At 71.9% G+C, this 20,677-nt stretch carries 14 protein-coding genes; 7 read left to right on the top strand and 7 right to left on the bottom strand.

All coding sequences use genetic code 11. The annotated features are described in order from the left end of the window. The first annotated feature begins 115 nt into the window (after positions 1–115). Positions 116–1,339 (top strand): MFS transporter, encoded by a 1,224-nt coding sequence (locus RCR19_RS08990; RefSeq protein WP_331264660.1) that lies wholly within the window; start codon positions 116–118, stop codon positions 1,337–1,339. Positions 1,340–1,357: 18 nt separating this feature from the next. Here the strand turns inward: RCR19_RS08990 and RCR19_RS08985 are convergent, their stop codons facing one another. From RCR19_RS08985 to RCR19_RS08960, 6 genes are all read right to left on the bottom strand, one after another. Continuing rightward, entirely contained in the window at positions 1,358–2,158 is an 801-nt protein-coding gene (locus RCR19_RS08985; protein WP_331269390.1) for an ABC-2 family transporter protein, read from the bottom strand. Between the two features lie 7 nt (positions 2,159–2,165). Further along, positions 2,166–2,969, bottom strand: a complete 804-nt coding sequence (locus RCR19_RS08980) for an ABC-2 family transporter protein (protein ID WP_331264659.1) — start codon at positions 2,967–2,969, stop codon at positions 2,166–2,168. A 1-nt stretch (position 2,970) separates the two neighbouring features. Continuing rightward, the gene (locus tag RCR19_RS08975; protein ID WP_331264658.1) at positions 2,971–4,002 is read right to left on the bottom strand and encodes an ATP-binding cassette domain-containing protein; all 1,032 of its coding nucleotides are present in this window, start codon (positions 4,000–4,002) and stop codon (positions 2,971–2,973) included. A 174-nt stretch (positions 4,003–4,176) separates the two neighbouring features. Then, the gene (locus RCR19_RS08970) at positions 4,177–7,038 is read right to left on the bottom strand and encodes a glycoside hydrolase family 2 TIM barrel-domain containing protein (protein WP_331264657.1); all 2,862 of its coding nucleotides are present in this window, start codon (positions 7,036–7,038) and stop codon (positions 4,177–4,179) included. A gap of 175 nt (positions 7,039–7,213) precedes the next feature. Continuing rightward, positions 7,214–8,473, bottom strand: coding sequence for an ROK family transcriptional regulator (locus tag RCR19_RS08965; RefSeq protein WP_331264656.1), 1,260 nt, complete (start codon positions 8,471–8,473; stop codon positions 7,214–7,216). 158 nt (positions 8,474–8,631) lie between these two features. Next, positions 8,632–9,879 carry a D-arabinono-1,4-lactone oxidase gene (locus RCR19_RS08960; protein ID WP_331264655.1) on the bottom strand — a complete coding sequence of 416 codons (1,248 nt, stop codon included), beginning with the start codon at positions 9,877–9,879 and terminating at the stop codon, positions 8,632–8,634. Positions 9,880–10,242: 363 nt separating this feature from the next. On the opposite strand from RCR19_RS08960, the gene RCR19_RS08955 reads away from it, so the two are divergent. The 6 genes from RCR19_RS08955 to RCR19_RS08930 all read left to right on the top strand — a co-directional run bounded on the left by RCR19_RS08955 (position 10,243) and on the right by RCR19_RS08930 (position 18,261). Next, positions 10,243–11,574 carry a radical SAM protein gene (locus tag RCR19_RS08955; RefSeq protein ID WP_331264654.1) on the top strand — a complete coding sequence of 444 codons (1,332 nt, stop codon included), beginning with the start codon at positions 10,243–10,245 and terminating at the stop codon, positions 11,572–11,574. Positions 11,575–11,791: 217 nt separating this feature from the next. Further along, positions 11,792–13,285, top strand: a complete 1,494-nt coding sequence (locus tag RCR19_RS08950; protein ID WP_331264653.1) for a cellulose binding domain-containing protein — start codon at positions 11,792–11,794, stop codon at positions 13,283–13,285. 322 nt (positions 13,286–13,607) lie between these two features. After that, entirely contained in the window at positions 13,608–14,717 is a 1,110-nt protein-coding gene (rsgA, locus tag RCR19_RS08945; protein WP_331264652.1) for a ribosome small subunit-dependent GTPase A, read from the top strand. 42 nt (positions 14,718–14,759) lie between these two features. Beyond that, positions 14,760–16,244: an AlkA N-terminal domain-containing protein gene (locus RCR19_RS08940; protein ID WP_331264651.1), complete on the top strand. Its 1,485-nt coding sequence runs from the start codon at positions 14,760–14,762 to the stop codon at positions 16,242–16,244. Then, positions 16,241–16,744: a methylated-DNA--[protein]-cysteine S-methyltransferase gene (locus RCR19_RS08935; RefSeq protein WP_331264650.1), complete on the top strand. Its 504-nt coding sequence runs from the start codon at positions 16,241–16,243 to the stop codon at positions 16,742–16,744. The genes RCR19_RS08940 and RCR19_RS08935 overlap by 4 nt, the downstream gene beginning before the upstream one ends. Before the next feature lie 284 nt (positions 16,745–17,028). Next, entirely contained in the window at positions 17,029–18,261 is a 1,233-nt protein-coding gene (locus tag RCR19_RS08930; RefSeq protein WP_331264649.1) for an SGNH/GDSL hydrolase family protein, read from the top strand. Between the two features lie 7 nt (positions 18,262–18,268). Here RCR19_RS08930 and RCR19_RS08925 read toward each other — a convergent pair whose 3' ends face one another. Beyond that, positions 18,269–20,575, bottom strand: a complete 2,307-nt coding sequence (locus RCR19_RS08925; protein ID WP_331264648.1) for a glycoside hydrolase family 95-like protein — start codon at positions 20,573–20,575, stop codon at positions 18,269–18,271. Positions 20,576–20,677 lie beyond the last annotated feature (102 nt).

Raw genomic sequence — 20,677 nt, 5'->3', positions numbered from 1 at the left:
GCGAACAGTCCGCAGACACGGGACCCCGACCGTGGTACGTCTTGATCGTCCATCCGGCCCGGGGTCCCGGGCGGCACGGTGACACGGGGATACGGGGGAACAGCCGGTGGGCAGGATGCGACCGCGAAGGGCGGACCGGGACTTCCGGATCTTCTGGGCCGCGCAGACCCTCTCGGTCCTCGGGGACTCCTTCGCCCTGATCGCCCTGCCGCTGCTCGTGCTGGAGGCGACCGGGTCCGTGGCGCGGATGGGTCTGCTGACGGCGGTCGGCGGTGCGGCGTCCGTGGTGGCCGGGGTCTTCGCCGGAGTGGTGGTCGACCGGGTGGACCGCAGAAAGCTGCTGATCGCCTGTGATGTGGTCCGCATGCTGCTGTACGCGGTCGTCCCTCTCGTGTGGCTCGCCGGGCCGAAGGTCTGGCTGCTGTACGCGGTGCTGCCGTTGTGCGAGGCCGTAGGCATGGTGTTCTCGGTCGCCTATGTCACCGTCGTGCGCGGTCTGGTCGACGCGGAGGCGATCACCGCCGCCAACGGCCGGCTGAACGCCACCGCTGCGGCGGCGGGCGTGGCCGGGCCGCTGGGTGCGGGCGTCGTGGCCGCGTGGGCGGGCCCCGCGGCGGCCGTCGCGGTGAACGCGGCGAGCTTCGGGGTGTCGGCTCTCTGCCTGGCCTTCGTACGGTTCGGGCAGGCCGTCCCGCCCGAACCGGCGCCGGCTCCCCAGGGGTTGTGGCGGGACCTGCTGGCCGGCGCGTCCTTCCTGCGGCGTCACCCCGTACTGCGGGCGCTGACCGTGCTGCTGGCCCTCTTCAGCTTTCTGGAGCTGGGCCTGAACGATCTGCTCATCTACCACCTCAAGCACGATCTCGGCCAGGGCGACGGCGCGGTGGGCACCGTGCTGGCGGTGGGCGCGCTCGGCTCGATCACCGGGGCGCTGCTGGTGGCCCGGATCCGGCGCAGGCTCGGTTTCGGCCCCACCTGGATCGGCGCGGTCGCCGTCTGCGGCTGTGCGCTGGCCGGCATCGGCTGGGCCCGTGACATACCCGCCGTCGCCGTCCTCACGGCGGCCTTCCTCGGCGGTGTCGGCGTGGCGGGGACCTGCTCCATGTCGCTGCGGCAGCAGGTGACCCCCGAGCATCTGCTCGGCCGGGTCACCTCCGCGTTCTGGACGATCCACTACTCCGCGGCGCCGATCGGCGCCGCGGTGGTCACCTGGGCGGCCCAGCAACACGGCACGGCGGCGGTGGGCGCCGTGGCCGGGGCCTGCTGCGTGGGCGTCGCGGCACTGGCCCTTCCCACACCGGTACGGTCGCGCCGGCCGGAGAGGGCCACCGAGGCCGCCTGAGCCCGGCCCGCGCAGCCGTCAGCCGTTCACCCCCGTGTAGTGGCGAAGGCTCCACCGCCACAGCAGCCGCGCCCCCAGGTACGCGAGCACTCCCACCAGCGGCGATCCCGCCGCCAGCCAGTAAGGGGCGCCGGTGCCGTGGCCATGGCCCGTCAGCACGGCCGCCGGGAAGTACGCGACGAACGCCAGCGGAAGACCGTACGTCAGCAGACCCCCCACCGCCTTGGGCAGCACGTTCAGCGGGTAGCTGCCGAAGGTGCCGAGCAGTTCCTCCAGCCAGTTGCCCCAGTAGTCCGCCGCCGGGAACCGCAGCGAGGCACTGGCGACCGCCGTGAACAGCGCGGCCTCCAGCAACATGCCGCCGAGGATCGCGGCGATCAGGTACGTGATCCTGCCCGCCGTCCAGTCGAGGTGGCTGCGGCCGAGAGCGCCCGCCAGCAGCCCCGCCGCGACCGTCAGGTCACCGATCGCGTTGGTGGGGAAGGAGTCGAGCTGGACCTGGCGGTGCACGGGAAGGGGGCGGAGCAGATACGCGTCGATCTTCCCCTCCTGGATGTGCCGGCCGAGGCCGTGCACCCGGCCGAGGAGGAGCACGAACAGACCGTGCGCCATCATCCTGGTGGCGGGGATGAGGAGCACGTCCGAGCTGTCCCAGCCGCCCATCCCGCTGAACCGGGTCAGCAGCACCGTCGCGAACACGATCACCGAGACCTGCCAGACCGCGCCGATCGCGATCATCATCAGGAACTCGGCGCGGTACTCCAGCTGGGCACGGAAGTTGAGCCGTGTGATCCGCCAGACGATACGCAGCGCGTTCATCGACATCTCAGCCCCCCTGCGAGATCACGCGCCGGGCGGCCCGCCGCCACAGCAACCGGGTGAACAGGGCCAGAGCCACCACCCAGGCGGCCTGCACGGCCAGTTGGACGGCCGCCTCGGACAGCGGGATCCTTCCCACGTACAGGGACAGCGGGACGCTCAACGTCGCCTGGAACGGCAGGAAACCGCTCATCGTGACGAACCAGTGGGGGAAGAACCACAGGGGCGCGTACACCCCGGACAGCAGGTTCTGGGCGAAGACGAGTATCAGCAGCGCGGCGCCGTTGCGCAGGGTCCAGAAGCACAACTGGTCGATGACGAGCATGACGTAGTGCAGGACCCACTGGCCGAGCAGCAGACTGAGCGCGAACACCCCGGCCACCGCGGCCGATCCGGGCGGCTCCACCACACCGGCCGGGAGGCAGACGGCGTATCCGGCCAGCGCCCAGGCCAGACCGTAGAGCCGTTCGCCGAGGGAACGCAGGGCGTAGTAGCGCTGGGGCGGCAGCGGCCTCAGATACCAGTAGACGATCGTGCCGTAGTGCATGTGCTGCATGACGGTGTCCCGGCCCGTGTACTGGTCCAGTTCGCGCAGCCGGGAGGCGAGCACGGCGAGCACCGCGTAGGTGACCGCCTGGTCGCGGCCGAGTCCGCCGGTCGTGCCGGTCGCCGCGTACAGGCCGCGCCACAGCGACGCGACCAGCACGACCTGTACGGTCAGCCGCAGCAGCGCCGCGGTGACACGGGGTGGGCTGTGCAGTTCGCCGAGCGGGGTGACGCGGGCGGCGCGCCAGGCGTGCAGGACTGCCATCTCAGACCTCGTCCGCCCCGGGCCCGGCCTGGACGTACGCCGCGCGCATCACGTCCTCCAGGTCGGCCTCGTCGATCGCGAGATCCGTCAGTTCGTACCGCTCCACGATCTGCTTCAGGGCCTGGTGGACCGTCGGGGCCCCGGGACCCTCGGGGCCGAAGACGACCTGGGGCCCCTCTCGCCGCAGCAGCGCGATGCCCGGCAGGGGTGCGACCTCGGTGTGCGGATCGGCCGGCGTCACCCGCACCTGCCACGTCGAGCCGAACGTGCGGCGGATCTCGTCCAGGGTGCCGTCCAGGACCAGCCGTCCGTGGTTGATCAGGACCACCCGCTCGGCGAGCCGCTCGACCTCGGTCATGTCGTGCGTCGTCAGCAGCACTGTCCGGCCGCGCTCCTCGACCTGGTGCCGCAGGAACTCGCGCACCTGCTCCTTGACCACCACGTCCATGCCGATCGTCGGCTCGTCGAGGAAGACCACCTGTGGGTCGTGGAGCAGCGCCGCGGCCAGGTCGCAGCGCACCCGCTGGCCGAGGGAGAGATGGCGAACGCGGGTGTCCCAGAAGGAGGAGAGTTCCAGGAGGTCGTCGAACTCCTTGAGCCGCGCGGTGTGTTCGGCTCTCGGCACCTCGTAGATGTCGCGCAGGATCGAGAAGGACTCGCGCACCGGCAGGTCCCACCACAGCTGGGTGCGCTGGCCGAACACCGCACCGATGTTGCGGGCGTTGCGCTGCCGGTCCTCGTACGGCACCACGCCCGCGACCCGCGCCACGCCGGAGGTGGGCGTGAGGATCCCGGTGAGCATCTTGATGGTGGTCGACTTCCCGGCGCCGTTCGGTCCGAGCAGGGCGAGGAGCTCACCCGGGGCGACGTCGAAGGTGATGCCCGAGACGGCGTGCTTGGCCACTCGCTCGGGGTTGACCAGAGACCGGAGCGCACCCCCGAACCCGGGGCGGCGCACGGTGGTACGGAACGTCCGCGACAGGCCGCGGACCTCGATGTGGTGCGCGGCCGGCTTCGCGTCACTGCGGGTCACCGGACGAACCTCCGGGGGACAGGGGGTGATGGGTTCATGCAGCGGGCCTCCTGGTCCGTCGGATCAGCGGATATCGGTCCGGACGCGACTGCGGCCGGCCGGCGGAAGACTTCCCCGGAACGTGCCCGGAGCTCTTCCGCCGGACGGCCGCGAACGGCATCCGGACCCTGTCGGTCAGCCGACTTCGGAGAATACGAAGGAGAACTCCGCCGGCTCGGCCGCAAGGAAGTACTGCGGCAACGGGCCCGGGCCGCACGACTGCGAGCCGATGCCGTGCTGCCCGTGGTCGAGGTTGACCCAGACCGTGTCGCCGGGCACGAGGTCGGTGAGATGACGGGCGGCGTCGAGTCGCTCGTTCGTCCAGCGCCGTGCGCTGAACCAGAACTCCGGGTCGCCCTCGATCCTGAGGCCGCCCAGCTCCGCCCATCGGACGTCGGCGCGGGCGCCGTTCTCCTGTGGGCGGACGTACGGGGTCTGCAACCCGTCGACCGTGGACTCCCAACGGCGCAGTTCTGAGGCCGCCCTGGTGTCCGGGTAGGCCTCGCCGGGTCCGCCGCCGAACCACCGCACACGGTCCGCGGCGCCGGACAGTCCGAACCGCACTCCGAGCCGTGGCAGCGGCACCGTCCAGTCGCCCTCCGGAGCCACGGACACGGTCAGCCGCAGCCGGTCGCCGTCGGAAGTCCAGCGGTACACCGTGGCGAGGGCCACCTCCCGGGCGGCGGGCGCCACCCGGGTCCGTACGGTCAGCGCGTCGCCGGTCGGCTCCACCGCGTCCAGCCGGTGCCGCATCCGATGCAGACCGAGCTTGCGCCAGGCCGGACCGTGCCGGACGTCGGACTGCCAGGGCGCGCCGTCGTCGTTGTCCGTGGTCGCCCGCCACACGTCCAGGCGCAGGCCGGTCACGTCGACCGCCCCGATGGACATGAGCGCCCCGGTGCGGGCGTCGAACGAGGCCGGGCCGAGGGTGATCCGGCCGTCGCCCGAGCGCGGGGCACCGCTCGGCACCACGCGGACCGGCGGCCGTGCGGCGACGGGGAACTGACCCCATGCCACCTGGTGGCCCGCCGACGCCCACGCGGTGTCGGACGCCAGCAGCGCGCGTACCGTCCACTGCGTCTCGCCACCTCCGGCTTCGGGCGGCCGGGGCAGCTTCACATCGGCGGACTCGCCCGGTCCGAGCGGGGGTACCGGCAGCCTCCCCGACTCGACGTCCACGCCGTCGACCTGGAAGGACCAGACGAAGGCGAGTGCGGACAGGTCCGCGAAGTCGTACGCGTTGCGGACCCGCACGGTTCCGTCCGCCGTGTCGCCCTCGAACCGGATCGGCTCGATCACCTTCTTGTACTCGACCAGTCCCGGTGACGGCTTCCGGTCGGGGAAGAGCAGCCCGTCGCAGACGAAGTTGCCGTCGTGCAACTCCTCACCGAAGTCGCCGCCGTAGGCGAAGCCGTACCGCTCGTCCTTGATGCCGTGGTCGATCCACTCCCAGATGAAGCCGCCCTGGAGCCTGTCGTACGTCTCGAAGAGCCGCTGGTAGTCGGCGATGCCACCGGGGCCGTTGCCCATGGCGTGCCCGAACTCGCACAGGACGAACGGCAGTTCACGACGTTTTCCGGTGCCGCCGTCCAGTCCCCGGCCGATCCGCTCGACCTCCTCGTGGAAGGCGTACATCCGTGAGTACATGTCGGTGTCACGGCAGTCGATGTCGCCCTCGTAGTGCACGAGCCGCGAGGCGTCCCGGTGGTGGATCCACTCGGCCATCGCCGTCAGACCGCGGCCGGTCCCGGCCTCGTTGCCCAGGGACCAGATGACGACCGAGGGATGGTTCTTGTCGCGCTCGACCATGCGGGCGGCCCGGTCGAGCAGCGCCGGGGTCCAGCGGTCGTCGTCGACCGGGTTGTCCCGCCAGGCCTGCTCCACGAAGCCGTGGGTCTCCAGATCGCACTCGTCGATCACCCAGAGTCCGTAGGTGTCGCACAGCTCCAGGAAGGCGGGGTGCGGCGGATAGTGCGAGGTGCGCACGGCGTTGACGTTGTGCCGCTTCATCAGGAGCACGTCCTCGCGCATGGACTCCGGGTCGAGGGCGCGGCCCTTCTCCGGATGCCATTCGTGCCGGTTGACGCCCTTGAAGAGAAGGGGCGTTCCGTTGACCTTGATCAGGCCGTCCTCGAGGACGACCGTGCGGAAACCGATGCGCAGCGGCACCCGTTCGCCCTCGGTCGCCAGCACCCCGTCGTACAGCCTCGGAGTCTCCGCGGTCCACGGCTCCACGGGGACGGTCACGGACTCGCCGGTCGCGACATCGATGTCGAGGGCGGGCACCGTGACCCGGCCGTCCACGTCCGACTCGACCTTCAGAGTGCCCTCGCCCGTCGTGTGGTCGTAGGAGGCGTGCACGAAGAAGTCGAGGACGCAGCCCGCGGGACGGTGCAGCAGCGTGACGTCCCGGAAGACACCGGGCAGCCACCACTGGTCCTGGTCCTCGAGGTAGGAGCCCGCGGACCACTGGTGCACCCGGACCGCGAGCACGTTCCCGCCCGGCTGGAGCAGATGTCCCACGGCGAACTCGTGCGGCAACCGTGAACCCTTGAACTCGCCGAGGTCCGTCCCGTTCAGCCAGACGCGGGCGCAGGACTCGACGCCGTCGAAGCGCAGCACGGTGCCGCCGTCCGAGGGCCAGTCGGACGGCAGGTCGAAGACGTGGAGATGGTCACCGGTCGGGTTCTCGGTCGGTACCCGCGGCGGGTCGACCGGGAAGGGGTACAGGTGGTTGGTGTAGATCGGGGAGCCATGGCCCTGGAGAGCCCAGTGGCCGGGGACCGCGATCTGCGCCCAGTGCCCCGCGTCGAACCCGGGCTCGGCGAAGGAGTCGTCCTCCGCGTCGGCGGTCGGCGACAGCCGGAAGCGCCAACTGCCGTTCAGGGAGAGGGACGCGGCGTCCGAGGACGCGTACCAGGCGCGCGGTGGCAGGGCACCGGTGCCCGGCGAGACGTCCTCGACGTAGTCGACGGCTGTCGTGGTGCGGATGGACATCGGTCTCCTCCTTCAGCTCGTGATGCCGGTCGGTGCGACCTGGACGTCCGGCCACCGGAGTCCTGGCCTGTGGCGGGGGCCGCGGAGCGCCGGTGACGGTCGTGCGGTGGCGGCCGGTGTGGGGACTCTGCGGGTGGTCGTGCCTGCGGGTCTCAACGGTGCATCCCTTCCGTCGTCATGAGGACTGTGCGGTGCGGCTCCTCGGCGTGGCGGGTCGTCCGGCGGTCTTGACGTGCCCTCTGCGTGGCGATCCGAGCGCCCCTTCGAGGGCGAAGGTCGCGGCTCCGAGGCACACCGGGTCGGTCTGGACGGGGGACAGGACGATCTCGGTGACGGCGAAGGGCCGGCTGAGCGCATGCCTGCCGACGGCGGCGCGCACCTCGTTCAGCAACGGCGCACCGAGTGCGGCCGCGACCCAGCTGCTGAGCACGACCACCTCGGGGTTGAGGAGATTGACCAGGTCGGCGATCCCCGCGCCGAGGTAGCGGGCAGTGGTCCTCAGGACCTCGAGCGCGACCGGGTCCCCGGCGGTGACACCGTGGGCGAGCGCCTCGATCGTGGCGGTCTGGTCCTCGGGGTGCAGCAGCGGGCTGTGCGGGCTGAGTTCCCGCAGGTTCGTCATGATGCCGGGAGCCCCGACGTAGGTCTCGACGCAGCCGCGGTTGCCGCAGTGGCACGGGCGTCCGTCCAGGACCAGCGTCGTATGGCCCCACTCCCCGGCGCTGTTGCTGACGCCCCGGTGCAGTCCGCCGCCCAGTGCGAGCCCGGCTCCGACGCCGGTGCCCAGATTGACGACCACGGCGTCCCCGCGCCCGCGGGCCGCCCCGAACCACAACTCGGCGATGGTGCACGCGCGCAGCGGGTTGTCCAGGTACAGCGGGTGGACGATGTGCCGGGCGAGCAGTCCGAGCAGCGGTACGTCGTGCCAGTCCCAGTTGGCGGCGTAGACGCAGATGCCGCGGGCGCGGTCGACCTGGCCCGGCACGCTGACACCCACGCCCAGGACCCGGTCGCTTCCCACGCCGGCCCGGGAGACCACCGTGCCGACGGCAGCGGCCACATGGGCGGCGACCTGTTCCGGGCGCTTGCCGCCGGGCTCCATCTCCTCGCCGTCGCGGGCCAGCATGCCGAGCGCGAGATCGAACAGCTCGACGCGGACATAGGTCTCCGCGATGTCGACGCCGATCAGCGCGCCGCCCGAGGGGTTAACGGCGATCAGTCCGCGTGGCCTGCCGCCCGCCGAGTCCTCGAAGCCGACCTCGGTCAGCATGCCGAGGTCGAGCAACTCGCCGACGAGGGTGGCGACCGTGGCAAGGCTGAGTCCGGTGGTGGCCGCCAGCTCCTGCCGGGAGGTGGGGGAGCGGGCGATGATCTGGCGCAGCACCTCGTACCGGTTCGCGGTGCGGATGTCGCGTGACGTGGACTTGGCGGACACGTCCCCTCGGTCCCCCCTCGGGCCATGCCGGGTCCCGGTGCCTCGGCGCGGCGCGAGCCTATGTCCGGGCAGCGCTTTCTACAAGGGGTTAGGAAAGGGGGTGTACGAAGTCTGCCGGCCGCCGGTGACTCACCTCGGCCGGCTCACCCCGGCCGCCCTCAGCGCAGCCCCAGGGCGTCGCGGACGAAGGCGTTGCGGAACTTGCCCGCCGGGTCCAGCTCCGCGGCCAGCGCCGTGAAGTCGCCGATCCGCGGGTAACGTCCCCGGAGCGCCGCGGCGGGCACGGTGAAGACCTTGCCCCAGTGCGGGCGCGCGTCGAAGGCCTCCAGCACCTCCTCCACCCGCCGCACCACCGGCAGGACGGCAGCGGTGTCCTCGACCCAGGTGAAGTGCACGGCGACCGTGTCCCGTCCGTAGGCAGGGCTCAGCCACTGCGCGTCCGCGGCGACCGTGCGGACCTCGCAGGTCTGCAGCACGGGCGCGACCGTCGCGCGGATCGCGTCCAGGGCGCGCAGCGCGTCCAGGGCGTACGGGCGCGGCAGCAGGTACTCCGACTGCAGTTCGGCGCCGCTGCTCGGTGTGAAGTCCGCGCGGAAGTGGGGGAGCCGTTCGTGCCACGGCCCGGGGACGCCGAACTGCTCGGTGCAGTTGACCGCGGGCATGCCGGGCACCGGGTGCAGCGCCTCGGTGGCGGGCGTGGCCCAGGGGAAGTCGGGCAGCGGCCGGTCGGTCCGCCGCTTCAGCCACACCTGCCTGAAGCCGGGCGCCCGCCAGTCGGTGAACAGGCTCACGCTGTACGCGCTCGCCGCCACGGTGTCGAAGTCCGGTCCCTCCAGGGGGAGCTCCGTGAAGACGTACTGCTCGACCTCGTAGTCCGGCTCCAGGTCCAGGGTGAGCGCGGTGACCACACCGAGTGCGCCGAGCGAGGTCACGGCGCCGTCGAAACGGTCGTCCCCCCGGCCGATCCGTACGCTCGCCCCGTCCGCCGTGATCAGCTCCACCTCGCGTACGGCCGAGGCGAGCGAGCCGTTGGCGACGCCCGAGCCGTGCGTGCCGGTCGCCACCGAGCCCGCCACCGAGATGTGGGGCAGAGAGGCCATGTTGTGCAGGGCGAGACCGTGTTCGTGCACCACGCGAGCGAGTTCCGCGTAGCGGACGCCGCCGCCGACGCGTACGGTGCGGGCCGCCGTGTCGACGTCGACCTCGGCCGGCAGCGCGGCCAGCGAGAGCAGGACCCCGTCGGCGCCGGGCTCGGCGATCTCGTTGAAGGAGTGCCCGCTGCCCAGCACCCGTACATGGGTGCCGTCCGCGACGAGAGAACGCAGCGCGTCGATCGAGCGCGGGCGGTGCAGCTCCTTGGCGGCGTAGGTGATGTTGCCCGCCCAGTTGGTCACGGTCCCGGTCATGGCCCTCGTCCCTCCCCGTGGCCCGGAGAGCCACGAATCCACCCGGAACCTACCTCGCACCCGCCCTGTGCTGCGAATTCCGTCGTATCGAGCCGAGTCTGAAGGTGGTCCGGCAGGTATCCGGTTCGTGTTTCCGCGAAATCGGCAACCCCCGGCTCCGCGGCCTCGGAGTCCTCGGCTCGGACCGGTCCGGCCTCCGAAGAACTCCGGCCGGAGGTATGGAATGTATCGCCTGGATTCGTATATTCACTGCCAAAAGTAGCAATCGGCCCATCGGGTCATGGCCGGGGCCCCGGCACGGCCGGCGGTCGGGCGGGGGCATACCGTGAGGAGTCGAACGCCTGAGCCGGGAGGAGACACGGGATGGGCAGCCGCACCGCACTGGTCGAGGATCTGATGGAGCGATTCCCGCACGTTCCGCGGGAAGCCGTCTTCAAGGAAGACCTGCTCCGCGGGGGTGTGGCCTTCGACGCGTCCGCCCTGTCCGACAACGAGGGCGGCGACGTCAAACCGAAGTCCTACTTCATCTTCTCCTTCGACCACGGCACCCTGCCCGAGCTCGGCGAGGCCGCGCTGCGGCGTCCGCCCGAGGAGATCATCCTCACCGGCGGCCCGTACGACCTGCGGCGCACGGTCGTCTCGGTCAGGGTCAATCCGGCCTCGCCGTACCGCGTGGCCGCCGACGAGGAAGGGATGCTCGGCCTCTACCTCGACGGGCGACGGATCGCGGACGTCGGGGTGCCGCCGATGCCGGAGTACTACCGGCACACCCTCTCCAACGGGAAGTCCGTGATGGAGGTGGCCCCGACGATCCAGTGGGGCTACCTGATCTACCTCACCGTGTTCCGTGTGTGCCAGTACTTCGGCGCCAAGGAGGAGTGCCAGTACTGCGACATCAACCACAACTGGCGCCAGCACAAGGCGGCCGGGCGGCCCTACACCGGCGTCAAGGACGTCGAGGAGGTGCTCGAGGCGCTGGAGATCATCGACCGGTACGACACCCAGAAGGCCTCCACCGCCTACACGCTCACCGGCGGCGCGATCACCAAGACGGTCGCCGGCCGGGACGAGGCGGACTTCTACGGGCACTACGCCAAGGCCATCGAGGAACGCTTCCCGGGCCGCTGGATCGGCAAGGTCGTGGCGCAGGCGCTGCCGAAGGCCGATGTGCAGCGGTTCAAGGACTACGGCGTGCAGATCTACCACCCCAACTTCGAGGTGTGGGACCGGCGCCTGTTCGAGCTGTACTGCCCGGGCAAGGAGCGATACGTCGGCCGTGACGAGTGGCACCGGCGCATCCTCGACTCGGCGGACGTCTTCGGCGCCCGCAATGTGATCCCCAACTTCGTGGCGGGTGTGGAGATGGCCGAGCCCTTCGGCTTCGCCACGGTCGACGAGGCGATCGCCTCGACCACGGAGGGCCTGCGCTTCTTCATGTCGCACGGCATCACCCCCCGCTTCACCACCTGGTGCCCGGAGCCGACGACGCCGCTCGGCAAGGCCAATCCGCAGGGAGCGCCGCTCGAGTACCACATCCGCCTGCTGGAGGCCTACCGCGCCACCATGGACGACTTCGGGCTCTCCTCGCCCCCCGGCTACGGGCCGCCCGGACCCGGCCGCGCGGTGTTCTCCGTCAGCTCCTTCATGGACAGCCTTCCGGCGCGTGAGGGGGCCGAGGAGGCGTCCCGCGCGTGACGATGCGATCGTGTGCCCCGCACGCCGGGTCGCCGCGGGGTCGCGATCCGTACAACTGAACAGCGCGCACGAACTGCCCGGCGGCAATTGAATACGCCGCTTGTCAGTTGTGTGAGAACCGTGAAAGGCTCTGGGCCTGCCGTGAGGCGATCTCAACTCCCTTGTATGTCAGGTGAGTTGGATTTGCTTGTGGAAGCAGCGGAAGCAGGAGCACGCCATGCCCGACCTGCCGACCCCTCAGGACGCCACCGAGGCCGCGCTGTTCTCGGAAAGCTGGGACGCGGTGCTGTCGTACGCGGACCTGTGCACGTCCGGCTCGGCCGCAGGCAGACAACTGGCCACGGAGGCGTTCTCCCGCGGCGTGCGGGAGGCCCGCGCCGATGGGCCCCCGGCGAGGGGCGGGCGCCGCACTCCCCGGCTGCCCGGGGTTCCGCTGCTGCTCACCGCCGTGCGTACCACCGCCGAGGCGTGGGAGGCACAGGGAACCGGGCATCGGCTCGACCCCGATCTGCGGCTGTGGCTCCACTCCGGGCAGGCCGCGCGGTACACCGGGCCGCCCCTTCAGCGGCCGTTGGCGCTGCGGGCGCTCAAGGACATGCACGAGGCGGACGCCGCGCTGCTGTGGCTGGTGGAGGTCGAGGCGCTGCCGCTGCCCGACGCGGCACGCAGGCTCGGTCTGGACCCGCCGGCCGCCTCCGTCGAACTTACCGAAGTCCGGGGGCTGTTCAGGGACCGTTGCCGGCGGAACCACCTCGACACACCCATGGACGCCGAGTGCCGCAGCTATGCGCGGCTCCTCGACGCGGTCACCCGCTCGTCGGGCGCCGAGACGCCCGAGGACCTCTCGCGGCACCTCGCCACCTGCGTGGAGTGCGCGGAGGCCGCGGCGTGTCTGCGGCTGCACGGCGGGGAGACGGCCGCGGCGCTGGCGAGCGGTGTGATCGGCTGGGGCGGGCTCGCCTATCTGGAACGGCGGCGCCGGGCGGCGGAGGCCGGGCTCAGCGGGGGACGCACGGACGCGGGCGCGGACCGGGGCGTCGCGGTCGGCGCCGAGGCGCGGCCCCGGATCGGCCGCGCCGGGATCCTGGCGGCCGCGGTGATCGTGTCCGGCCTGGCACTGACGGTCTCGCTCATGCAGCTCGGGGACTCGGGCGGCCGTACGACCGCGGGCGGCGACGTGGGCGACAGCCGGCGGGCCGCCGACCAGGGGCCGGCGGTGCCGTCCCTCGGCCCGGTCACCGGCGACGCCACGGTCGGCGCCTCACCGACCGCGCGTCCGTCCCGCTCGGCCGACGCGACGAAGAGTCCGGACTCCGACGCGGAACCGCAGGGAAAGTCCACGAGCCCGGTCGCGGACCCGCCCGGCGTGCCCGAACCGGAGAAGGCCGCCCCGGCGCCCTGCCGCGTCCGCTACCACGTGGACAGCGAGTGGTCGAACGGCTTCCAGGCCACGGTCACGGTCACCACGGCCGGGGCGCTGGACGGCTGGAGCGTCGGCTGGACGTTCGGAAACGGCCAGCGCATCACCCAGATGTGGGACGGGACGTTCGCACAGGGCGGCTCGCGGGTCACGGCGAGGGCCGCCGCATACAACAAGGAGGTCGCCGCGAACGGCACGTTCGCGTTCGGCTTCCTGTCGTCGTGGCACGACAACAACGCGGTGCCGAGCCGCTTCACGGTGAACGGGCTTCGCTGCTCGACGACGGGCTGACACCGGCGCAGGGACCGGCGCCCTGCCGGCCCCCGCAGACGCACCCGCCGACGAGGCGGTCGCGACACGGTGACCGTCCGGGCGGAAATTCGCTGGCACCCGGGAGCGGCACCCTCTAGGGTGAGCGTGTTTTCGAGCGGCGTCCGTCGGTGCCGCCGACGGACGAGTGGAGAACGGGAGGTGTTGACCGATGACTGTCCTTGCGACGAGCGCTGCCCGCGTTCAGACGATCATCAAGTCCACCTCCGTGGTCACCGGCTGACACTCCGATCGAAGCGCGTGTCCGCGCGCCCGCCGGGACCACCCTTGTGAAGGGTCTCCCTTGACTTCCAGCTCTGCTTTCTCCCCGCCTTCCGCGTTCTCCGCTCTCGCCGCCCACGGCTGGGACGACGCATGGGCGGAGGCGTTCGCGCCGTACGGCGCCGAAGGTCTGGTCGCCGGCCGGGTCGTCCGGGTCGACCGCGGTCAGTGCGACGTGGTCACCGCCGACGGCGTGCTGCGCGCCGACACCGCCTTCGTCACCCCGCACGACCCCCTGCGGGTCGTGTGCACCGGCGACTGGGTCGCCGTCGAACCCGCGGGCAGCCCCCGCTATGTGCGGGCGTATCTGCCGCGTCGCACCGCCTTCGTGCGCTCCACCTCCTCCAAGCGGTCCGAGGGGCAGATCCTCGCGGCCAACGTCGACCACGCCGTCGTCGCCGTCTCGCTCGCCCTCGAACTGGACCTCGGACGGGTCGAGCGTTTCCTCGCGCTGGCCTGGGAGTCCGGGGCCCAGCCCGTCGTGGTGCTCACCAAGGCCGATCTGGTGCCGGACGTGACGACGCTGTCGCATCTCGTCCAGGACGTGGAGACCACGGCCCCCGGGGTGCAGGTGCTCGCCGTCAGTTCACAGCGGGGCGAGGGGCTGGACGTCCTCGCCGCGACCCTCTCCGGTGGCACGTCCGTGCTGCTCGGCCAGTCCGGTGCGGGCAAGTCCACGCTGGCCAACGCGTTGCTGGGAGAGGAGGTCATGGAGGTGCAGGCCACGCGGGACATGGACGGCAAGGGCCGGCACACCACGACCACCCGAAATCTGCTCGCCCTGCCGGGCGGCGGAGTCCTCATCGACACTCCGGGACTGCGCGGGGTGGGGCTGTGGGACGCCGAGACCGGCGTGGGCCAGGTGTTCTCCGAGATCGAGGACCTGGCCGCGGAGTGCCGCTTCCAGGACTGCGCGCACGACGCGGAACCGGGGTGCGCGGTGCGGGCGGCGGTGGAGGACGGGGAACTGCCGCAGCGGCGGCTGGAGAGCTACCGCAAGCTGCTGCGCGAGAACCAGTGGATCGTCGCCAAGACGGACGCCCGGGTGCGGGCGGAGCTGCGCCGGGAGTGGAAGCGCAAGGGCGCCCAGGGCAAGGCGGCGATGGAGGCGAAGCGGGGGCGGTTGCGGTAGGACCGTGGATGCCGCCCTCGCCCGTGCGAGGGCGGCATCGTCATGTCCGATTTCCGCCGGTCCCACCGCGTCCAGTGGTGGAGACTGGAAGGCGTGATCGACGAGGACACCAGGTACGAGGCGGTGCGCAGCCGGGACGCGCGGTTCGACGGCGAGTTCTTCTTCGCCGTCGAGACCACCGGCATCTACTGCCGGCCCAGCTGCCCCGCCGTGACGCCCAGGCGCCGGAATGTCCGCTTCTATCCGACGGCCGCCGCCGCGCAGAGTGCCGGGTTCCGGGCCTGCCGGCGCTGCCGTCCGGACGCCGCGCCCGGCTCCGCGGAGTGGAACGTGCGGGCGGACGTCGTGGGTCGCGCCATGCGCATGATCAAGGACGGCGTCGTCGACCGCGAGGGAGTGGGCGGACTCGCCGTGCGGCTCGGCTACAGCGCCCGCCAGGTGCAGCGCCAGCTGACCGCCGAGGTCGGCGCCGGACCCGTCGCGCTCGCCCGGGCCCAGCGCGCCCACACCGCCCGCGTCCTTCTGCAGACCACCACGCTGCCGGTCACGGAGATCGCCTTCGCGGCCGGATTCGCCAGCGTGCGCCAGTTCAACGACACGATCAGGGCGGTGTACGCCGCGACCCCGAGCGAGCTGCGTGCGGCCGCGCCACGCGGCGTACCGGCGGTCCGCCGCGTGGCCGCGCCCTCGGCGGGGATCCCGCTGCGGCTCGCCCACCGCGGCCCCTACCAGTCCACCGCCGTCTTCGACCAGTTCGCCCGCGAGGCGATCCGGGGTGTCGAGGAGGTGGAGGGCGCGCGCGGACACCGTACCTACCGCCGCACGCTCCGGCTGCCGTACGGCACGGCCGTCGTGGCCGTCGACGAACGACCCGGTCGCGCCGCGTCGAGGCCGTCCACGCACGGTCATCGGGGCGGCTGGCTGGACGCCCGGCTGCATCTCACCGACCCCCGCGACCTCCCGAGCGCCGTCCAGCGGCTGCGCCGGCTGTTCGACCTCGATGCGGACCCGTACGCCGTCGACGAGCGTCTCGCCGCCGATCCCCGGCTCGCCCCACTGGTCGCCGCGCGTCCGGGCCTGCGCTCGCCGGGTGCGGCCGATCCGGACGAGTTCGCCGTGCGCGCCGTTGTCGGGCGGGGCCGGGCCGAGGAACTGGTCCACCGCTACGGGAAGGTCCTCGACTCCCCGTACGGCACGCTCACCCATGTCTTCCCCGAACCGGCCGTGCTCGTCGAGGCCGAGCCCCACGGGACGCCCGGGGCCCTGGCCACCGCCCTCGCCGACGGCACGCTCCGCCTCGACGCCGGTGCCGACCGCGACGACGCGTACGACGCACTGCTCGCGCTGCCGGGCATGGATCCGCGCGTCGCCGCCGTCATCCGCACCCGCGCCCTGGGCGACCCCGACGTGGCCCCGCCCGGACCGGACGTCCCCGACGCCTGGCGCCCATGGCGCTCGTACGCCCTTCAGCACCTCCGGACGGCGGGCGAGCCGGTTCCGGGCGAACAGGAAGATCACCGATCATGAACGCGCGCGACGCCGTCCACTACACCACGCTCGACAGCCCGGTCGGCGAGCTCCTGCTCACCGCCGACGCGACCGGCGCCCTGACCTCCCTCTCCGTGCCCGGCCAGAAGGGCGGCCGCACCCTCGGGCCGGAATGGCGGTACGAGCCCGGGCTCTTCCGCGCGGCCGAGCAGCAGCTCGCCGCCTACTTCGCGGGCGAACTCGACGAGTTCAGACTGGAGTTGCGTACGGGCGGAACCGCGTTCCGTGAGCGGGTGTGGGCGGCGCTCGACTCCGTCCCGTACGGAACGACCACGACGTACGGGGCGATCGCGACCCGGATCGGCGCGTCGCGTGCCGCCGTCCGCGCCATCGGCGGGGCGATCGGCGCCAACCCCCTGCTCATCGTGCGCCCCTGCCACCGTGTGATCGGCGCGGACGGCTCCCTCACCGGCTATGCCGGCGGCCTCGACCGTAAGACGCACCTGCTGGCCCTGGAGGGCGTGGGCCGGCGGCCGTAGAACGGTTCCCCCGGACCTCGGCCGCGGTTCCGCCGCTGCCGTCCACGAGACCGGCCCCGCTCCGGAATTCCTCCACCGGCTCCGCCACTTCTCGGTGGTGCCGGCGGCCCCGGGGAGTGCGAGCCCCGCGGCGGGACACCGCGGGGCGGTCCCCGTGCGGGAGCCGATCGCCAGGGGCCCGAAGGTGTGACGATGCGTTAGCTCCTCGGCGTGTCCTGGGAAGTCATCGAAGGCTTCCCGGTTCCGTGTCCCCGGGACCGCCGCTGAGGAGAGGGCGCGTCCATATGATCAATCTGGCCCGTGCGACGGTAACCCTGGGTCGCTGCCTGGCCGTTCTGGCCCTCACGCTGGTCTCGACCGCGGCCACCCTTCCGGGCACGGCCGACCGGGCCGAGACCGCCCCGCAGTGGGCCGGTACTTGGGAGGCGGCCCCCTCGGGGACCACGTCCTCCCTGCCCGGCGCGTCGATCCGCAATGTCGTGCACATCAGCGTCGGCGGCGTCGCCACCCGCGTCCGGCTGTCCAACCGCCTCGGCAGCGCCCCGCTCCGACTCGATGCCGTCACCGTCGCGTTGCGGCGGCCCGACGGGCCCACGGGGGCGGACGCCGTACCGGGATCCCTGCGCGCCGCCACCTTCGACGGCGCCACCTCGGTGACCGTCCCCGCGGGCCAGGACCGCGTCACCGACCTCGTGCCCCTCGGTGCCCCGGCGGACTGCGACCTCCTCGTCACCGTGCACACGCCCGCCGACTCGGGGCCTGCGACCTTCCACCACACCGCCCTGCAGACCAACTACGTGGCCAAGGGGGGCAACCGGGCCGCCGACACCGACGGCGCCGCGTACACCTCCACCGTCTCCAGCTGGTACTACGTGACCGGGGTCGACGTCCTGCGCCCGGCGGGTGCCACAAGTCTGGTGGCCTTCGGGGACTCCCTCACCGACGGCACCGGATCCTCGTACGGCGCCAACCACCGCTGGCCCGACCTGCTGTCGGAGCGGCTGCGCACCCTGCCCGCGAGCCGCAGGCCCGGCGTCCTGAACGCGGGCATCGCCGGCAACCGCCTCCTCCTCGACGGAGCAGGACCGAACGCCCTCGCACGCCTGGACGCGGATGTCGTCAGCCGTGCCGCGGTCCGCACGCTGGTCGTCCTGGAGGGCGTCAACGACATCAAGGGCAAGCCGCCCCAGACCGATCCGGGTGCCTATGCGAGCGCGTACCGCCGGATCGTGGACCATGCCCACGCCCACGGCATCCGTGTCATCGGCGCCACTCTCACCCCGTTCGGAGGCCACCCGAGCTGGTCGCCGGCCCGTGAGGAACTGCGACTCGAGATCAACGCCCTCATCCGCAACGGCCTCTTCGACGAGGTCGCGGACTTCGACGCCGCCGTACGCGACCCGGCGCGCCCCGAGCGGATCAGACCGGCCTACGACCCCGGCGACCACCTTCACTTCGACGACGCGGGCATGCGGGCGCTCGCCGCCGCGATCGACCTGACGTCCGTCGTGCACTGACGCACTGTCAGGCGGGCAAGCCCCAGCGGGGGGCCTGCCCGTTGGGCTCGACCGGCGCGATCGTGAGGTCGGGGCGGTCGCCCTTCGCCGTGATCAATGCCGACTCGCCCCTGCGCAGCGCTATGCGAAGGGTGCCCTCGTCCACGGTCTCGTGGTGCAGCCTCCGCCCGCGGCCGTCCCGCACCTCGATCGCACCCGGGACGGAGTGCCGTACGACGCACGGTGCGCCCGCCTCGCTGACGAGCCGCACCCAGCTTGTCACCCCGCCGCGGCGGACGGCGGAGAGCAGGAAGGCCCCCTGGGTGCGGAAGTCGTGCACGGTCAGGTCCGCCCACGCGGCGGGCAGCGCGGGGAACACACGGACGACCCCGCCCCAGGACTGGCAGACCATGTCGTGCAGGGACTGGGACGCCGAGAGAGGGGTCTCGATGACCGGCCCGGACTCCTTGTACATGGTGTTGGGCTGGATGAATCGGGTCATCAGCTCTCCCAGGTACTTCAGCGCGTCCTCGCCCTTGCCGAGCAGCGCGGACATCGAGGCGGCGCCCGTGAACGTGTATCCCTGGAGGGCGCCCTCGAAGCCGACCCAGTGCGCCAGCGACTTCTCGATGAGGGCGCGCTCGTCAGCGGTGCGCCCCGTGAGCTCGTACAACGGATAGACCGAGAGCAGATGCGAGTAGTGGCGGTGGGACTTGGCGAACGGGATGTCCGCGCCGATCATGAAGCCGTTCTCGTCGGTGGGGTAGGGCACCCGTTTGGCCAGCACCTCACGCCAGCGCGGGGCCAGTTCGTCTTTCACCCCGAGCAGGTCCGCCGACTCCAGCAGGGTCCGGCAGCCCCAGGTGAGCAGCATGAGGTCGTAGTTGCAGTCGCGCGTGTCACCGCCGTACTCCGGCGAGAAGGTGGCCGGCAGGTGCAGCTTGCCGTCCGGACCCGGCTCCAGGAAGTGCAGGTAGTAGGTGACGGCCTTGCGGAGCAGCGGATAGAGGACGTCGCGGAGGATCGACTCGTCCATGGTGTGGCGGTAGCTGAGCCAGACGTTGTGCAGCGCCCAGGTGAGGTTGCCGACCTCGGGGGTCGGCGGGTCCTGGCCGGGGATGCCGACGCCGTAGCCCGTGAGGGTGCCCGCCGCGCCGTTTATGAGGTGCGGGTCCGTGGTGCGCGGGATACCGAGCGAGTCGGCTCGGTAAGCGGGCGCCATCTCGGTGGACAGATTGTCGCGGAACTCGCCGAGCGCCCGTGTCACAGCGTCCAGTTCGAGGTGGTTGGATCCGTGGATCAGCCAGTACTCCAGCTGGACGTTGAGGTTCCACCAGGTGTTGGGCCACGGCGTGGACTCGAGCCAGGGACCGCTCGTCGCCATCACGGGCGCGTCGCGCCGGGCCGCGGAGGCGACTTTGTAGAGCTGGATCCAGTAGAAGCGCTGGATGCGTGCATCGGGCAGGGAGAGAAAGCTCCTGCGGTAGTAGGCGTGCCACCAGGCGCGGTGGGTCGCCGCCAGGGTGTCGTACGGCAGCAAGGACTCGCCGCGGATGGTGGAGAGCGCTCGCCGCAGTGCCGTGGACTTCGGGTACGAGTGCGCGACGTTTACGTACAGGGTGCGTTGCCCACCTCGGTCGGTCTCCCGCCAGGCCGTCACGTGCTGTCCGCCCGTGAGCACTGGCTGCACTGAGGCGGACACGCCGTCGTGGTCGCCGACCTCGGCGGGAGGGTTGCCGCGGTAGCCGTCGGGCAGCGGTTTGAAGTCGGCGCGCGGGCTGATCGCGTCGGCCGGGTGGAAGACCCAGCGGAAATCGCGCTCGCCCGCCGTGGGTGTGACCTCCACGGCGAGCAGCGAGCGGGAGGTGTGCACCAGGGCCCGGATCGCGAGCCTGCCGCGGTCCGTGGTGAGGGAGCCGGTCAGTTCGGCGTCGTGGAGCCCCAGCCGCCAGTCCACGGCGGTGATCGTGCCCACCGGCTCCAGGGTGAAGTAGCCGATCGGCAACCGCGCGAGCCCGAACAACGATCCGTACTCGGGGCGGTGGTCCTGCACCTCGGAGTGCTGGACGTTGAAGCGGACGGCGGCCTGCTCGCGGCCGGGCTCGGCGTAGATGCCCGATCCGAGGAAGCCGTTGCCCAGGTACGGTCCCTCGTACCAAGTGGACGGCATCCGCTGCCAGACGAGGTCGGCGTCGTCGAGGACGGCGCCCCAGGGGTCCGAGGCGCTGCCGGTGCGATCGGCCGCCGAAGCCTGCGCGGGCAGGCCTCCCGTGAGCAGCGCACCGCCGAGGGCGGATCCGGTGGCGATGACGGTTCGTCTGGTCGGACTGGACACGGTGCCTCCAGGCGGCTCGGTATTCATCGGAGCTATCCCGCGAGGCAACGTATGGATGGGGTATCAGATCGTCAATAGGGGGAGAGAGATCCGATGTGTCGC

It is taken from the genome of Streptomyces sp. WAC07094, assembly GCF_036320405.1.
Classification (GTDB): Bacteria; Actinomycetota; Actinomycetes; order Streptomycetales; family Streptomycetaceae; genus Streptomyces; species Streptomyces lannensis.
This window is presented reverse-complemented; position numbering and strand designations above follow the sequence as displayed.

Bases quoted from the DNA above. Each gene is read 5' to 3' on its own strand.
- RCR19_RS08985 (WP_331269390.1), bottom strand. From the start codon at position 2,158: ATGAACGCGCTGCGTATCGTCTGGCGGATCACACGGCTCAACTTCCGT.
- RCR19_RS08960 (WP_331264655.1), bottom strand. From the start codon at position 9,879: ATGACCGGGACCGTGACCAACTGGGCGGGCAACATCACCTACGCCGCC.
- RCR19_RS08990 (WP_331264660.1), top strand. From the start codon at position 116: ATGCGACCGCGAAGGGCGGACCGGGACTTCCGGATCTTCTGGGCCGCG.
- RCR19_RS08970 (WP_331264657.1), bottom strand. From the start codon at position 7,038: ATGTCCATCCGCACCACGACAGCCGTCGACTACGTCGAGGACGTCTCG.
- RCR19_RS08980 (WP_331264659.1), bottom strand. From the start codon at position 2,969: ATGGCAGTCCTGCACGCCTGGCGCGCCGCCCGCGTCACCCCGCTCGGC.
- RCR19_RS08950 (WP_331264653.1), top strand. From the start codon at position 11,792: ATGCCCGACCTGCCGACCCCTCAGGACGCCACCGAGGCCGCGCTGTTC.
- RCR19_RS08930 (WP_331264649.1), top strand. From the start codon at position 17,029: ATGATCAATCTGGCCCGTGCGACGGTAACCCTGGGTCGCTGCCTGGCC.
- RCR19_RS08955 (WP_331264654.1), top strand. From the start codon at position 10,243: ATGGGCAGCCGCACCGCACTGGTCGAGGATCTGATGGAGCGATTCCCG.
- RCR19_RS08935 (WP_331264650.1), top strand. From the start codon at position 16,241: ATGAACGCGCGCGACGCCGTCCACTACACCACGCTCGACAGCCCGGTC.
- RCR19_RS08940 (WP_331264651.1), top strand. From the start codon at position 14,760: ATGTCCGATTTCCGCCGGTCCCACCGCGTCCAGTGGTGGAGACTGGAA.